We start from the raw sequence: 14,689 nt of genomic DNA, 5'->3' as shown, positions 1-14,689 counted from the left end.
ATTCTTTTCACCGCCTTTAAGAGATTACTTTTAGTATATATTTTCCTTATTTATGATACTCTTTATCTCTCTATTTGTTACATAAAAAGATACCTTAGATAAATGTCATATTTCATCTAAGGTATCTTTTACATTTTTACGCTACTTCTTTATTTTAGGGATAGTACCTAAAGAAGGTAATTGAGTATAAGCTTCTAAGCGTTTTTCATCTTTTATCCTATTATCAAATATTGCATAAATTAACAAAGCCAGTACTGTTAAAATACCTCCTGCCAATGCACCTAGCTCTGTATTCACTATCATATTGGGCGTAATAGGATACATTGCAACTTCTGCATTATCAATAATCTTTACATTTCCTATCCCTATCATTTTTGTTAGTTCACTTGGAGCAACTTCACCTATAGTATTAGCAATCATTGCAGCTTCGTGTGGATCACTACTTTGTATCTTTATTTTAATCAATCCTGTGTCTGCTACAGAGCTTATTTTCATCATATGTTTAATATCGCTTCTAGTATATTCTTGATTTAAAGACTCAATTGCCTTATCTATAAACATGTTACTTTGTAGAACTTGTATATATGTTGGTGCTATTTGTTTGGAGATATTAAGATCACTAGAATTCATATCTGTTCCACTGCTAACATATAGCATAATATGAGATTCATAAATTGGCGGAATAAAAGCTTTTGTTCCTATATACGTTAGGCTTCCACCTATTAAAAGACCTAATAGAATAAAACCTATTTTTCGCCAAATGAAATTCAAAATTTCTAGTAGCGTCAGCCTTGTAGGATTTTCCTCTTCTATCAACTGTTTATCTGATATAGCATTCATACTATTCCTCCTCACTACCTATCTTTATATTTTTACTCGCTCTACTAAATGAGAAATTTTTATGACTGGGTACATCCACTTCATTAATAATTGTTCCTAGTATCTTCGTATCCATTTTTTGTAACTTTTCTACCACTTCTTCAATACTTTGATAACTGGTTTGATTTTGTTTACCAACTATGATTACTCCAGATGCTTTAGTCGCCCATATCACACCATCAACGGCATAGTCAAGAGCAGGTGTATCTATAAAAATATACATATATTGATAACTCAGTGTTCTTAGTACTTGATTTAATTCATGGGAGTTTAAAAGTTCAAGAGTATTAGAAGGAATATACCCGGTGCTAATAAAGTTTAAGTTTGGATAAGAGGTTGCTTTTATTACATCCTGTAATGCAACTTCATTATTTAGTAAATTGGATAATCCTACCGAGGTATCTTGATTAAAAAGAGTAGATAACATAGATTCTCTAAAATTTCCATCAATTATAATTACTTTTTTACCTGCTTCTGCAAAGGTTATTGCAAGATTCATACAGGTTGTTGTTTTACCTTCTTGAGGATTTGCACTACATATAACAATTTTTTTACCTAATTCTTCTACTAATAGATGTTGAATATTCATCATTACCATTTTATAAGCTTCCTTAATTTCGTCTTCCGTATTAGGTTGCAAAATGGCATATTGGTTTGACTTTTTCATTATACCCCTCCTTATATCAACTTTATTATGACGTTTTAATAATGGACAGTGTCGTTCTAAAAAATCCAGTGTGGCTTTAATAACTGTTTTAATTTCTGTTCTATAAGTTAAAATGAGTAAAGTAAATAAGACGAAATGGATAAAGTATTTATAGGGATATTCTGCAGATATATTAATCGCTTGAGCTATTAATAATAGAGTACTATAAGAAATTTTCATATAAGATACATTGACAATTATATAACGCCTAGAATCTATCATTCTATAAAATGCAACAATCATATAGCTTATACAGGTAGATATAATTGCTCCATATACATTCCATATAGGAATGAGACAAAAGTTGAGTATAAGATTGATTAAAGCACCTACTAAAGTACTATAAAAAACTTTACTACTCGCCTTTGCAGCAGTATATATAGAACCAAAAAAATTTTGAATGCTAGAAAATAATATAGCCACTATTAGAAGGGGGACATATTTCCACGCTTCAAAAAAACTACTTGTAAAAAGAATTTTTGCAAGTGGCTTGATAAATATAATTAAACAAGCTGCTGCTATAAAAATTAATGCTGTGTATTTATGAAATATATCACTACAATAGACACTACTATTTTCATCTTTATTTTCATATCTCTTTATAATAGAGATTTGCCATGCTTGAATGAATATATTGACAAAAACATCTAAAATACCAGAAATCTTATAGGCTATTGCATACATACCACTCATTGCTACACCACAAATAGCACCTATAATATAACGATCTGATAAACTCATTATCCACCATGATATTTTACTAGGAACAAGTGGTAAAGAATAACGGATCATTTCATACGTAAGAGCTCTATCTTTTTTTCCTATTTTATAATACTTAACCAGTTTTCCTCCGATTGTAAGAAACACTAAAGATATAATATTGGATATAACAATAGCAAGCATATAACCTAATACGCCCATCTTAAAAACAAGTAAAAATAAAGCATTAAAAACAAGTAATGTACTTGCAGAAAGTATACCTTCTATTGCAAATAGAAAGACTTTGTCATTAGCTTTACAAAATTGAGAAAAAATTTCCTGTGCCGCACTAAAAAAATATAATATAGGTAAAAAGAAATAATATGGACTCAAGTTCATAAATGTTACAATTCCTCCAGTAAGCCCTCCTACTAACACCGTTGAAAGAAATAAAATTTTTATTGCAGTTCGAAAGATACTGCCTCTTTCATAGTTTTTATCCATAGCAAAGCGCATAACACTACTGGAGATTTGTATGGTAAATAAAGGCATACAAAATAAAACTGTAGATTGTATTAAGTCAGAAAGTCCATATTCTTCTGCAGTTAATGCATAGGCATAAAGTGGTGTAAGAATAACATAAATTAAGCGTGAACCAATATTGGCAATTCCAAAATATAATGTATTTTTAAACAAACCATAGTCCGACTCCATTTTGTGCTCACGCTCCTCTAGTTGTTATTTTATGTTTTGTATGATGGCTATTTAAATATTCTTGATAACTTACTGCAAATAAAATAACATAATCAATCAAAAATTTATCTCTATGTCTAAGTGCTGTTCCTGCATTACTTACTCCCCATGCAAAAAGTGCCATTCCTATAACGCATATAAGGATAAGTGCAAAAATAAGGTTTTTATTTTTACTGTGCATTCTTTGAAACAATACTTGGAATCCCATATATAAAGAAGTTAAATAAAATAAAGCACTAAATAAAAAGGCAATCATATCATTTATTCCTCTCCACATCCAAGGTAATGGAGATGCAATAAAATAGAACATTCTAATAGGAGAATATAAAATAAGTTCACCTAGAGAATCTATGTTGGCTCCCCCTATATAGTCGTATCCTGAGCCACCACCACCAGCATCTACAACTTTACGTGTAATATCATCAAGTGAATTCACATTGTCTACATAGGAAAAAAAAGTGTTGCCATAATGATTAAATAAATAGAAAAACCCTAGAAAGAATAATAGGCTGAATAGGAAGGTTTTAAAGCTGAGTTGATATTTTTGGCCTCGTGTATCATATAAAATATAAATCAGCACATAGCCAACAGCATTTGTAATACCGCCAGAATGATACATTGCTGCTAATAGTGAGAGAAGGACTGCTAAAATAAACGCACTATTTTTATGGTGTTTCCACCACTCTACGAAAAAGTACATAGAACATGTTAAAAGAAAAATAATTATGGATTCACGTAGTAGGATGACAGAAAGGATCGCATAATTAGGTAAGAATGCAGTAATATAGAACACAGTGTGACGAATTTTTTTGTCCAGGTCAAGTTTCTTTAATATTAACCATATAATATACAGCGTCAATATAGAGAGGACCAAGTTAAGATATTGGAGATAAATTCTATGCTCCCCAAAGTACCTATAGAAGAGTCCAAAAGTTTTGGCAGTCATACTTACATCACCACCATTTAATGCATAGCATAAAGATTCCCTTTGAAAGAGTTCTGAATCTAATCCACTATTAGGGAGTACGAAAATGTTTCTACCATATAAATCAAAAATCAATAGACTTATTCTAAACAAGTATGAACCAATCATAGTAAGTACAAATTTGTTATCTTTTTCTTGTATAATAGTGATAAGAAATACAAGAGAGGCTATACCTATCATTCCCCAACACAGTCCAGTAGAATCTATTTGAATAGGATTACTTTGTATAAATCTTAATATCACTAATTCCGCTAGAATGGTTACGAAATAGGCTAACATGATATATGCTCCCATTTATCCAAATAGTAGTTTTGTAGCCAAGGTACTGTTTGATCGATATTATAACCAGCATCTATAATTATTTGAGAGGTATCTTTTCTTTCAAAGTACTTATACTGAAGAATTTTTTCTCCCCAATACTCAGCAGATTGTTCTAAAGAAATAAATTGACAATTTTTTGTAATACTTGTTTCTTGTGCAATGCCTTCTGATAAGATACATGGTAAACCTGCTGCTTGTGCCTCTATGCAAGCTACTGGTACACCCTCTAAAAGAGATGGAAATACAAAGACATCTATTACTTGCAAAAACTCTGATACATTATTTCTAACTCCTGTTAAGGTAACTGCATCTTCAAGATGATACTTCTTTACTCTTTCTATTATTTGTTTTTTTAATATGCCATCCCCAACTAAAATTAAAGTCGTTTCTGGGTCTTTCATATGAATATATCTAAAAATCTCCAATAAAAACAATTGATTTTTTTGGTTATCCATTCGTGCTACATTTCCTATCGTATACTTTCCGTAAAGACCTAATTTCTTTTTCATTTCAACGGCTTCATCTGGATTATATCTAAAGGCTTGAGCATCAATCGCATTATTTAATATAATAACTTTCCTATCCTCTTTACCAAAAAACTCTTCCTTTGCTTGTGCTCCACAAGCAAAATTATCTGTTATATAAGGCTTTGATAACTTTTTAAGTAACTTTTCAACACATGTTTTAATTTTAGTTTTTACAATAAAGGTTAAAGACATAGACTTTGAAGAAATAGATTTTCCACTATGCGCATGTAGAATGATTACGGGAACATGATGCCTGTAAGCTTCTTTATAGACAAAATATCCAATTTCTCCCATATGTCCATGGATAACCTTATATTCTGGATGTTCTACAAAAAAGGTTTTAACTGCTTTTATATATTTTAAATAATAGCGTACTTTTAACGGTGGTAAACGATAGATTTTCCCACCTAGGCTTTCAATTTCATCATCATATTGTCCTTTTTCAGTATGATAGACCATAAAATCAAATTGAACCTTATTTCTATCTATTTTTCGATATAAGTTCATAACCATTGTCTCTGAACCACCACGGTCCATGATAGTAAAAAGATTTAATATTCTAATAGGTTTTGATATTTCCATCATTAAATCTCCTCCTATGGAAGTCTAACTCTCTTTCTTAAAAATTCAATGCACTCTAGCATGATGACAAGAAGCATTGTCTTTTGATATTTGCACAGGTAGAAAAATATTTTCCACTTAAAAGGTAAATAAGTAAATTCAAGCTTTTCATAGGCATTTTTATATCTTTTAGTATTCAGTATTTCTTTAAGGCGTGTAGCCTTTTGATTCATTGTCTTATGCTTAGCTTTAAGTTCATTTAGTCCTAACCCAATCATTCCTAGAGCAACCCTGTTATAAAATGCTTCAAAATAGCTAGGTTCTAAGTTTTCTTCTTCAATTGCTCTTGCTAATAGATCATAGAGATTTTGCCATTTTTCAAAAAGTGTAGCATTATATGATGAGGTAATAGAGGATTCATTTGTTTTCCGATAATGATAGAGAGGTTGATCTATATACACAAATTTTCTACATTTTTTATAAAACATAATTTGGTATAATGCATCTTCTGTTCCTATTACCTTATTATCTACAAATCTTAAGTCTCGGAGAAGAGTACTTCTAAATAATTGCATACATGCGGAAACTATCAAATCTCCATCTTGTGGTTTTGCTAACTCTTCTCCAACGAGACCAAAAAGTTTTCTACGTATTTGAGATTGAATAGCTTGCTCATTCCAACTTATGTATGCCTTGTCAAAAATGTGATTAATTGTAGAATGATTTTTAAATTCTTTTATATAAGAACACATTACACAATCTGCATTTTCCTTTGTAGCTATTTGATAAAGCTGTTCACATAGTATAGTATCAATCCAATCATCGCTATCTACAAAGAGAACATACTGACCTTTTACTTGATCTAGTGCTGTATTTCTAGCAGCAGACAACCCCCCATTTTTCTGTGTAATTACTTGAATACGTCCATCCTTTTGTGCATACTTATTAAGCACTTCTAAGCTTCTATCCAAGCTTCCATCATTTACACAAATAATTTCTAACTCATAAAGACTTTGATTTACTAAACTTTCAAGACATGTCTCTAGATATTTCTCTGTATTGTACACAGGGACAATAATACTAATTAAAGGATTCTTCTTCATCATATAGAACCTCCTTATAAATTTTTTCTAATTCATTTGCAACCTTCTCCTGTGTAAAGTCTTGAATTCTATTTAAATTATTCTGTCCCATATGCTCTATTAAGCCCTTATTAAATCTAAGTGTAACAAGTGCTTTATAAAAGGCCTCTATACTCTCAGGAGGACATAGATAGCCTCCCTCTCCCTCTGTAATCAAATCTACATTACCTCGTATTTTTGAACAAATTATAGGCAATCCCCCAGCCATGGCTTCCATTAAAGACACTGGTAATCCCTCATGAAAAGAAGGAAAAATAAACAAATCTGCAACTTTAATAATTTGAGGTATATCACGTCTATATCCAGCAAGCAGAACCTGGTTTGAAACGCCTAGAGACAATGCTACTGCTTCAAGATGTTGTTTAAGTGATCCCTCCCCACATATTAAATAGTACCAGTTAAGATCCTTCATTTTAGCAAGTGCCCTAAGTACTATCTCATGATTTTTATTTTTATTAAGCTCTCCAATGGATAAAATGAGAAATGCATCTTCCGGTATCTCAAGTTCTTGTCTTTTTTGTATCAGATTAACCTGTTGATTACTGATTTTGTTTATATCTAGACCAACTCCATGTACAAAATAAGCTGTACTTGAATGATAATTTTTGAGTACAGCAAATTCTTCTTGATTCATAGCCAAGTTAGCACTACTTCTTTTACAAATCCATTTTTCAATGGGATAATAAAAGAACCAACTCTTGAGAGAGCTTCCCTTATAAAAAGACATGCCATGAGGCGTATATATAAGTCGTGTTTGGGTATTATGAAGTAAAGCAATCCTTGTAATAAAGCCACCAGTCTCTGTATGCACATGAATCATGTCAAAGCATTCCTTCGAAAATAGTTTTTTGCATACTTGTATTGCTTTAATATTTTTGATTAAAGAACTTCTAAAAAAAGGGATCTGATGAACAATAATCCCTTCTTCTTCTAATAGATTTTTATAGCGTGCATGATAACGTAAATCTTCCGTAGATCCACATTCAAAATTTGCTGCTACATGAAGTTCATAACCTAAACTTTTTAGAACTTCTATATTGATGCGATTAAAACGTTCATGTACGGATGACATTGGCGCAATGAGCAATACTTTTTTCATCAAGATCACCTCTCCTCTTTAATGATTGCTGCCATAAATTCTAAAGCTTCTTGACCATATCGTTGATCAATGGTAATAGGAATAATATAGCGTGAAAGATAATATTCAAAGGTATCTTCTTGAAGTTCGTGAAGCAAGTATCCCCACCAATGCCCTTGAAATACTTTACTTTTTTGAAGTTCTTCTAATAAGTTATCCCTCTCTATAACAAGGGGATAAACCATAGGAATGCAAGTATCATCCCAATAGGTACCCACATCCAACTGATTCAAACCATCAAATAATCCCCTAGCAAGTTTAAAATTTTCTACCCGTTTTTCTCTATTTATTTTATAATTTACACTATCTAAAATGGTATGGCTTAACTTTGACATACATAAAACATCTGCATAATCAAGCCGTTTTTCATTGATCATTCGTGAAGTATAAGTGGCCTCACATCCATTTTCTATCCTTTGTAACAAAAATAAGCTTGTATCAGCAGAATAATCCTGACCATATGTGTCCATCTGCCTATTGGCATTTTCTCCTATTACATAAGCACCATCCGGTACACCAATAAACTTTCTAGCCGAATAGACATTTAAACACTGCTCAATAGGTGCGCTAAAAAAAGCTTGTGCATTATCTATAATGACATGAGAATATAAAGAAGCCAGGCTCTGCATACGCTTATTGCTCATAATACCAAAGTAATTAACTAGTAATACAGCTTCTCCTTCTAAAGGACTAAGATGAATAGGATTAAAATAAGAATCTATTTTATAAAATTTAAGTTTAATATTTTTTTGTTTTAAAAAGTTTCGTACTGTATCACATTGATAATAAGGTAACCATAACGTATCACATTCTAATACACACATTGCATGATAAATGGCTGCCCTTCCCGTGTTAAGCCTAGCTACATTAGGACCTGTGTAATATTCATGACCTTGATCAAAAGCCAATTCTAAAAAACTACCTATTTCCATCCAACTTCCCCCCTAGATGGGTTTCTATTAATGTCCAATCAAATCCACAATTAAAAATGTAGTCTAAAATAGATAAATTAGGTATGAAATCTTTCCAGAGCTGAGGATATTCAAAGGCTTTATAATTTGTATAGGTTAAAGTTAATCCATTATCAGCAAAATGTTCAGGAACTTGATAGGCTCTTGCACCATTTCCAGATAAATAAGTGTTGCCATTTAGGACTTTGCAAATATCGATTACACGTGTCTCTTTAGTTGTTGTAATGCCCATATTAGAAGACAACAGCAATGGTGTATTCAGTTTAAAACTATTAGCAATCCAGCTATTAATGTTAATATTCATCTCAGCTAGACTACTATACTCTTTTAAAAGGAGTTGGGAAAAGGTCGAAAATATTTGCTCAAAGAATGGAGCTCGCTTATAGTTCATTTCTATTGTTTTAAGGTGTTTTTCTTTCCACTTTAGGGTGTCTCTCGTACGTACTTCATTAATTTTCATGCCTAATTTATTCTCTACAGGTACCTTAAGGCGGAGTTCACCTTGGGGTGTTTTTATATTATTCCAATGATGCATATTATCCGTTGAAAACTGAGCGTCATCTAAAAAAACGAAGAAATCCGAATAGGCTATTTTATAAAAATATCCAATATAAGGAATATAGTCTGGCTGATGAATTGAAATAATCACGAGCACCCTCTCCTTTTATTTAGTTAAATCATCATTTCCATTAAAACGTGTGGGGCGATAATCATCACTTGGTCTTTTGGCAAACAAAATCACATAGATTGTTTTTAAAAAGATCTTAGCATCTAACCAGAGTGAAAAGTTTTCTACATAGTAAATATCATATTCAAACTTCTTATCCCACGTTGGTGTTTTCCATTCATTTACAGCTTCCCATCCTGAAATACCTGGCAACACCTCTTGTCTTCTAAGCTGATAAGCATTAAAGTTCTCTACATCTGAAGGAAGCACAGGTCTTGGTCCAATCAATGACATTTCACCTTTTAACACATTAATCATTTGAGGCATTTCATCAATATTGGTTTTTCTTAGTAGCTTTCCCCACCACTTAAGCCTTAAATTATCTGGCAGTAAGTCTCCTTTTTCATCTCTTTCATTAGTCATACTTCTTAGCTTTAATATTATAAAAGACTTGCACTGATAACCAATTCGTACTTGTTTAAATAAAACTGGACTGGTAGGATCATTTATCTTAATTAATAAGATAGCGATTAATAGAAAAGGGCTCATGCTCACCAGTAAAAAGCTAGCTAAACACTTATCAAATACTCTTTTTAAGAAATATTGTCCTTTATTCTCTTTCATAAGACACTACCTACTCTACTATTCTTCTAAAAACAACATTAAAAGCTTCAGCATATGCTATACCAGATTGACCACCACGATAAACTGCCTGTGCTTTGATAAAAGCTTCACTTCTTGGATGAGGATAGTCCCTCATTACACCTATATAGTGTTTAAGCGCTTCTATCTTTTTATCAATATATTCCTCTCCTACTTCTATAAATAAGTTTGGTGTGAATTTTCCCCCTGTATTTAAAGACCATTCTGTAGAAGACGGTACTTCCATAAACATAAGTTCTTTTAAAGGTTTTATATGAGGCATTCTTTGAAACAATCTGGCTGCTGCTTGACAAGCTAGTGAAGTTTGTAAATGATCATTATTTAGATCAGACGGATCATGGGTGATTAAAACATCTGCTCCACAATCTAAGATGGCTGCTTCAATAAATTGTACTAATTCAAGGTGAGATACTGTATTGAGCTTAATATTAGGAAAATTACCTTTATAGATTTTCTTGATTCCTAATACTTGTCTAGTAGCTTCTATATTTTTATCCAATTCTTCCAGCTCTGGTCTATAATTTCTAGCATCCGCATTGACCGATAGAATGCAAACATTGGTTTCTATTCCTTTTGCCGAAAGCTTTGCCAACGTAGCTCCAGCTCCTAGGACTTCATCGTCAGGATGAGCTACAACGATTAAGTAAGACATTTTTTATTCCCCTCCTAAAAATCAACATATATTTCAATTCTATTATATTTTTAAATGACATTACTTGTTCATTATTTTTAAATTTTTGTAAATTTTACTTCATTTATTAATCACTTTATAAAATAATTGTCCATATAATAAAAATGAAAAGAAGCACCTAAAATAGGAGGAATTTAAATGTTCTCAAAAGTCTATCAATATACCTTGTTTATAGGAGATATGATTCTAGTCAATGTAGCCTTTTTAGTGGCACTACTACTACATTTTGATTTTTGTATACCAGGTGATTATTGGGCTATTTATCTTCAAATCTTTTTTGTTTTATCACTTATTAATCTTGCAACTAATCTTTGTTTTAAAGTTTACAAATGTCTTCTACGCTATATGAGCATTCATGATTTTACTCAATTAATTGCTTCTAATCTTTTATCAACTCTTTTATTTTATATATATACAAAAGTGTATCCTATTTCTCTTCCTAATGGTATTTATCTCATTTATCTTCTTATACTTATCTTATTTACATTAGGTAGTCGTATTAGTGTTCGACTTATAATTGATGGTTATCGACATTTAAAGGCTCTATACCGCAACACATTTCCAATACATGATACACATAGTGCAATACGTACTATGCTTGTTGGAGCCGGAACTGCTGCTAATATTTTGATTAAAGATATGAATCTAGTCTCTTCACACAGACAAATTATACTCGCTGTAGATGATTCTAAACTTAAACAATCCCATAGGCTTATTGGGATACCTGTTTTAGGAAATATTGAACAGATACCACAACTAGCTCGTATCTATGACATTGAAGAAATTATTATTGCTATTCCTTCTGCTTCAAAAAAGCGTATTACTGAAATTATAAATATTTGTAGCCATACTACCTGCAAGCTCATGATTTTTCCAGGTCTTGATCACTCTCTTACCACAAACTTATTACCTATACGTCAAGTCAATATAGAAGATTTACTCTGTAGAGATCCTATTCATTTAGATAATCATATTATATCTACGCTGCTCTCAGATCGTACCATACTTGTTACAGGTGGTGGGGGGTCAATAGGTTCTGAACTCTGTAGACAAATCTTAAAGTTCAATCCTAAGCTACTAATTATCTTTGATATCTATGAAAATAACGCTTACGATATTCAAAATGAATTACTCTTAAATGGTATTTCTAAAACTGCTTTAAAAATAATTATTGGTTCTGTGAGAGATAAAGAAAAATTAGAATATGTCTTTAAAACCTATTCACCTCATGTCGTTTTTCATGCCGCTGCTCATAAACATGTTCCTCTTATGGAAGATAATCCTGAAGAAGCTGTGAAAAACAATATTTTTGGAACACTTAATGTAGCCTTATGTGCTAAGAAATATAAAACATCAAAATTTGTCTTTATCTCCACAGATAAAGCTGTTAATCCAACTAATGTAATGGGTGCAACAAAACGTGCATGTGAAATGATTATACAGTCCATTAATCAAACCACATCTGATACAGACTATGTAGCTGTCCGATTTGGTAATGTATTAGGAAGTAATGGGAGTGTTATACCTCTTTTTAAAAAACAATTAGAACATGGTGGACCACTAACGGTTACACATCCAGAAGTTATTCGTTACTTTATGACTATTCCTGAAGCTGTTAGTCTAATCTTACAGGCCATGACCTTTGCATCTGGTGGAGAAATTTTTATATTAGATATGGGCGCACCTGTAAAGATTTATGATTTAGCACTTAACTTTATTAAACTTTCTGGATTAGAACCTTACAAAGATATTGACATTATTTTTACAGGACTTAGACCAGGTGAAAAACTGTATGAAGAACTTCTCTTAAGCGAAGAAGGACTTGGCAAAACCGATTCTAATAAAATCTTCATTGCTCAGCCTAGTACTATTGATTTTAACGAACTTTTAATTAGGCTAGAAGAATTGTCCCATTCTTTAGCAGACCCCGATTCCATTAGACAATCTCTGGCTCATATCGTTCCTACCTATACACAAGCTAAAAAATAATCTTTCATATATATATGTATATAATAATATAAATAGATAAAAACATCTTTCAGAAAAATACGTTTGAGGAGGTTCAACATGATTAATTTTGATTTTGATAAAGATTGCTATTCATGTGGTTTATGTGAAACATCCTGCCCCACTCAAGCTATTACCTTTAAACCTAATGTAGAAGCTAGTTTAGTACCGAATGTTGCAATAGATTTATGTATAAATTGTGGTAAATGTGATCGGATTTGTCCTCATTTAAATCCCCCTTCTTGCAATAATAGTTTAAGTACTGCTGATGCTTATGCTGCTTATAATAAGGATGAAAAAGTACGTCTAGCCAGTTCATCAGGTGGATTATTCAAACTATTAGCAGATTTATTTATTAAAAATGGTGATTATGTATGTGGGTGTGTTTGGGATAATCAAATGCTCCCCGTACATATTGTTTCTAATAAACCTGAGGATATTTTAAAAATGATGGGGTCAAAATATATAGGTAGCATAGCTAAGAACTGCTATGAAGAAATCAAACACCTTTTAAAAGCGAATCATAAAGTATTATTTACAGGAACACCTTGTCAACTCGATGCACTTTATCGTTATGTGGGCTCTCAACCCAATTTGTATACGATGGGAGTTATTTGCCACGGTGTTGCTATTCCAAGTATCTGGAAACAATATCTTGAAAAATTAGAAAATCAATATGGTAAAGTCATCAATTATAAATTTAGAGATAAAACTTTAGGATGGACTAACTTCTTTAACAAGATTACTTTTGCTTCAAATAAAACAATTTGCTACAATGTCTCTGTAGATGCCCTTTATATGAAAGCTTTCTTAAAAGGTTTCATTTTACGAGAGCGTTGTTTTTCATGTACTTTTAAAGGAGATAAAATGAAAGCGGATTTACTTGTAGGCGACTTTTGGGAACTTCCTAAAAAATATAATCAAATAGATGATGATAAAGGGCTTTCTTGTATATTAGTATTAAGTAATCAAGGTCGCTTCTTATTTGAACAGATCAGATCAGGAGTTCATTTTATACCTGTTGAACGAGAAGAAATTTTTAAAGGTAATCAAAATCTCCTAAGACCTTACCCTAAACCTTTAGAGAGAGATGCATTTATAGCTGAAATTGAAGCAGGTGAAAAGGACCTATATACAATTTTCAATAACTATGTAAAACCTAAAGATACATACAACAGAATAAAACTTTCATTCAAAAAATTACTTTTTAAATTGGGTATATATAAACCCTTTTATAAGCTTAGTCGTTATCTTAGAAAACGATTATAGCTATACAACTAAGAATCTTGGAAGAACCAAAAATCAAAACCCCCTATTTTCAGTGGATCATACTGAAAATAGGGGGTTATAAAATTAGTCTACTCAAAATGTTTTTCTCCTTAAACTTGAAAGACAAGCTTTCGCATTTAAACGCTTGATGTCATCCTTATAACTTTTATCGGAAACAGATAAAATAGCATCTATCTGATTACCTTCTAATAACTGTGCATAAGTTTTGATACTCATGACAACTAAATCTCCATATCCCTTTGTTGTCAAAACGATAGGTTCTTTTTTCTCATGGCACATTTCAAAAATCTCATTTGGCTGTTGTAAATCTTCAATAGGCCTTACTGTTGGCATTTCTTCACCTCCTTTGTTCATTCATTATAACAGAATTAAACAATAATAACAATCTAAATATTATATTATTTTGTATATAAATAACAATTTATAAGAATTAATTTTCTGTTTAATAGATCTTCGTTGGAAATATAAAACAAAATGACTAATAGACATTCTTTTAGATTGTATATTTTAAACAATAAATGTCTTTTTATGTCATTTGCAAATCAATTAGCCCTATATAGTTAAGTCACTTTTATAATTTATAGTAATCCTTCAAACATAAGTATTTAATGTTGAGTTATTTATTAGAGGCTCTTTTAATAAAAAATCACCTTTTTATAACATTCATTCATGCTATAAAAAGGTGATTC

The 14,689-nt window shown here is 31.5% G+C and carries 13 protein-coding genes; 2 read left to right on the top strand and 11 right to left on the bottom strand.

The window, feature by feature from the left end; all coding sequences use genetic code 11:
* Positions 1-141: 141 nt before the first annotated feature.
* Genes PBV87_RS07310 through PBV87_RS07265 form a run of 10 tightly spaced genes read right to left on the bottom strand, consistent with a single transcriptional unit; the run spans position 142 to position 10,664 of the window.
* The gene (locus tag PBV87_RS07310) at positions 142-840 is read right to left on the bottom strand and encodes a YveK family protein (protein WP_271011686.1); all 699 of its coding nucleotides are present in this window, start codon (positions 838-840) and stop codon (positions 142-144) included.
* A gap of 1 nt (position 841) precedes the next feature.
* Complete coding sequence (locus tag PBV87_RS07305) at positions 842-2,998, bottom strand: polysaccharide biosynthesis tyrosine autokinase (protein ID WP_271011685.1); 2,157 nt, start codon at positions 2,996-2,998, stop codon at positions 842-844.
* Between the two features lie 7 nt (positions 2,999-3,005).
* On the bottom strand, positions 3,006-4,301 hold the full coding sequence (locus tag PBV87_RS07300; RefSeq protein WP_271011684.1) for a phospholipid carrier-dependent glycosyltransferase: 1,296 nt from the start codon (positions 4,299-4,301) through the stop codon (positions 3,006-3,008).
* Complete coding sequence (locus PBV87_RS07295) at positions 4,295-5,455, bottom strand: glycosyltransferase (protein WP_271011683.1); 1,161 nt, start codon at positions 5,453-5,455, stop codon at positions 4,295-4,297. Before PBV87_RS07295 ends, PBV87_RS07300 begins: the two co-directional genes overlap by 7 nt.
* An 11-nt stretch (positions 5,456-5,466) precedes the next feature.
* Positions 5,467-6,537 carry a glycosyltransferase family 2 protein gene (locus PBV87_RS07290; protein WP_271011682.1) on the bottom strand — a complete coding sequence of 357 codons (1,071 nt, stop codon included), beginning with the start codon at positions 6,535-6,537 and terminating at the stop codon, positions 5,467-5,469.
* The gene (locus PBV87_RS07285; protein WP_271011681.1) at positions 6,512-7,672 is read right to left on the bottom strand and encodes a glycosyltransferase; all 1,161 of its coding nucleotides are present in this window, start codon (positions 7,670-7,672) and stop codon (positions 6,512-6,514) included. Before PBV87_RS07285 ends, PBV87_RS07290 begins: the two co-directional genes overlap by 26 nt.
* Positions 7,673-7,677: 5 nt before the next feature.
* Positions 7,678-8,643, bottom strand: a complete 966-nt coding sequence (locus tag PBV87_RS07280; RefSeq protein ID WP_271011680.1) for a hypothetical protein — start codon at positions 8,641-8,643, stop codon at positions 7,678-7,680.
* Positions 8,630-9,331 carry a WbqC family protein gene (locus PBV87_RS07275; protein WP_271011679.1) on the bottom strand — a complete coding sequence of 234 codons (702 nt, stop codon included), beginning with the start codon at positions 9,329-9,331 and terminating at the stop codon, positions 8,630-8,632. The genes PBV87_RS07280 and PBV87_RS07275 overlap by 14 nt, the downstream gene beginning before the upstream one ends.
* A 15-nt stretch (positions 9,332-9,346) precedes the next feature.
* Positions 9,347-9,973 (bottom strand): sugar transferase, encoded by a 627-nt coding sequence (locus tag PBV87_RS07270; protein WP_271011678.1) that lies wholly within the window; start codon positions 9,971-9,973, stop codon positions 9,347-9,349.
* Positions 9,974-9,983: 10 nt separating this feature from the next.
* Complete coding sequence (locus PBV87_RS07265; RefSeq protein WP_271011677.1) at positions 9,984-10,664, bottom strand: PIG-L deacetylase family protein; 681 nt, start codon at positions 10,662-10,664, stop codon at positions 9,984-9,986.
* Between the two features lie 177 nt (positions 10,665-10,841).
* On the opposite strand from PBV87_RS07265, the gene PBV87_RS07260 reads away from it, so the two are divergent.
* The gene (locus PBV87_RS07260; RefSeq protein ID WP_271011676.1) at positions 10,842-12,692 is read left to right on the top strand and encodes a polysaccharide biosynthesis protein; all 1,851 of its coding nucleotides are present in this window, start codon (positions 10,842-10,844) and stop codon (positions 12,690-12,692) included.
* Between the two features lie 78 nt (positions 12,693-12,770).
* On the top strand, positions 12,771-13,979 hold the full coding sequence (locus PBV87_RS07255) for a Coenzyme F420 hydrogenase/dehydrogenase, beta subunit C-terminal domain (protein ID WP_271011675.1): 1,209 nt from the start codon (positions 12,771-12,773) through the stop codon (positions 13,977-13,979).
* Between the two features lie 93 nt (positions 13,980-14,072).
* Here PBV87_RS07255 and PBV87_RS07250 read toward each other — a convergent pair whose 3' ends face one another.
* Positions 14,073-14,333 carry a type II toxin-antitoxin system Phd/YefM family antitoxin gene (locus tag PBV87_RS07250; RefSeq protein WP_053983384.1) on the bottom strand — a complete coding sequence of 87 codons (261 nt, stop codon included), beginning with the start codon at positions 14,331-14,333 and terminating at the stop codon, positions 14,073-14,075.
* Positions 14,334-14,689: the final 356 nt, after the last annotated feature.

Origin of the sequence: Holtiella tumoricola, from assembly GCF_027857615.1 — a bacterium.
Lineage (GTDB): Bacteria > Bacillota > Clostridia > Lachnospirales > Cellulosilyticaceae > Holtiella > Holtiella tumoricola.
Note: the sequence above shows the minus strand (reverse complement) of the source record. Positions and strands in the feature narration are given on the sequence as shown.

Bases quoted from the DNA above. Each gene is read 5' to 3' on its own strand.
- PBV87_RS07310 (WP_271011686.1), bottom strand. From the start codon at position 840: ATGAATGCTATATCAGATAAACAGTTGATAGAAGAGGAAAATCCTACA.
- PBV87_RS07305 (WP_271011685.1), bottom strand. From the start codon at position 2,998: ATGGAGTCGGACTATGGTTTGTTTAAAAATACATTATATTTTGGAATT.
- PBV87_RS07300 (WP_271011684.1), bottom strand. From the start codon at position 4,301: ATGTTAGCCTATTTCGTAACCATTCTAGCGGAATTAGTGATATTAAGA.
- PBV87_RS07295 (WP_271011683.1), bottom strand. From the start codon at position 5,455: ATGATGGAAATATCAAAACCTATTAGAATATTAAATCTTTTTACTATC.
- PBV87_RS07290 (WP_271011682.1), bottom strand. From the start codon at position 6,537: ATGATGAAGAAGAATCCTTTAATTAGTATTATTGTCCCTGTGTACAAT.
- PBV87_RS07285 (WP_271011681.1), bottom strand. From the start codon at position 7,672: ATGAAAAAAGTATTGCTCATTGCGCCAATGTCATCCGTACATGAACGT.
- PBV87_RS07280 (WP_271011680.1), bottom strand. From the start codon at position 8,643: ATGGAAATAGGTAGTTTTTTAGAATTGGCTTTTGATCAAGGTCATGAA.
- PBV87_RS07270 (WP_271011678.1), bottom strand. From the start codon at position 9,973: ATGAAAGAGAATAAAGGACAATATTTCTTAAAAAGAGTATTTGATAAG.
- PBV87_RS07265 (WP_271011677.1), bottom strand. From the start codon at position 10,664: ATGTCTTACTTAATCGTTGTAGCTCATCCTGACGATGAAGTCCTAGGA.
- PBV87_RS07260 (WP_271011676.1), top strand. From the start codon at position 10,842: ATGTTCTCAAAAGTCTATCAATATACCTTGTTTATAGGAGATATGATT.
- PBV87_RS07255 (WP_271011675.1), top strand. From the start codon at position 12,771: ATGATTAATTTTGATTTTGATAAAGATTGCTATTCATGTGGTTTATGT.
- PBV87_RS07250 (WP_053983384.1), bottom strand. From the start codon at position 14,333: ATGCCAACAGTAAGGCCTATTGAAGATTTACAACAGCCAAATGAGATT.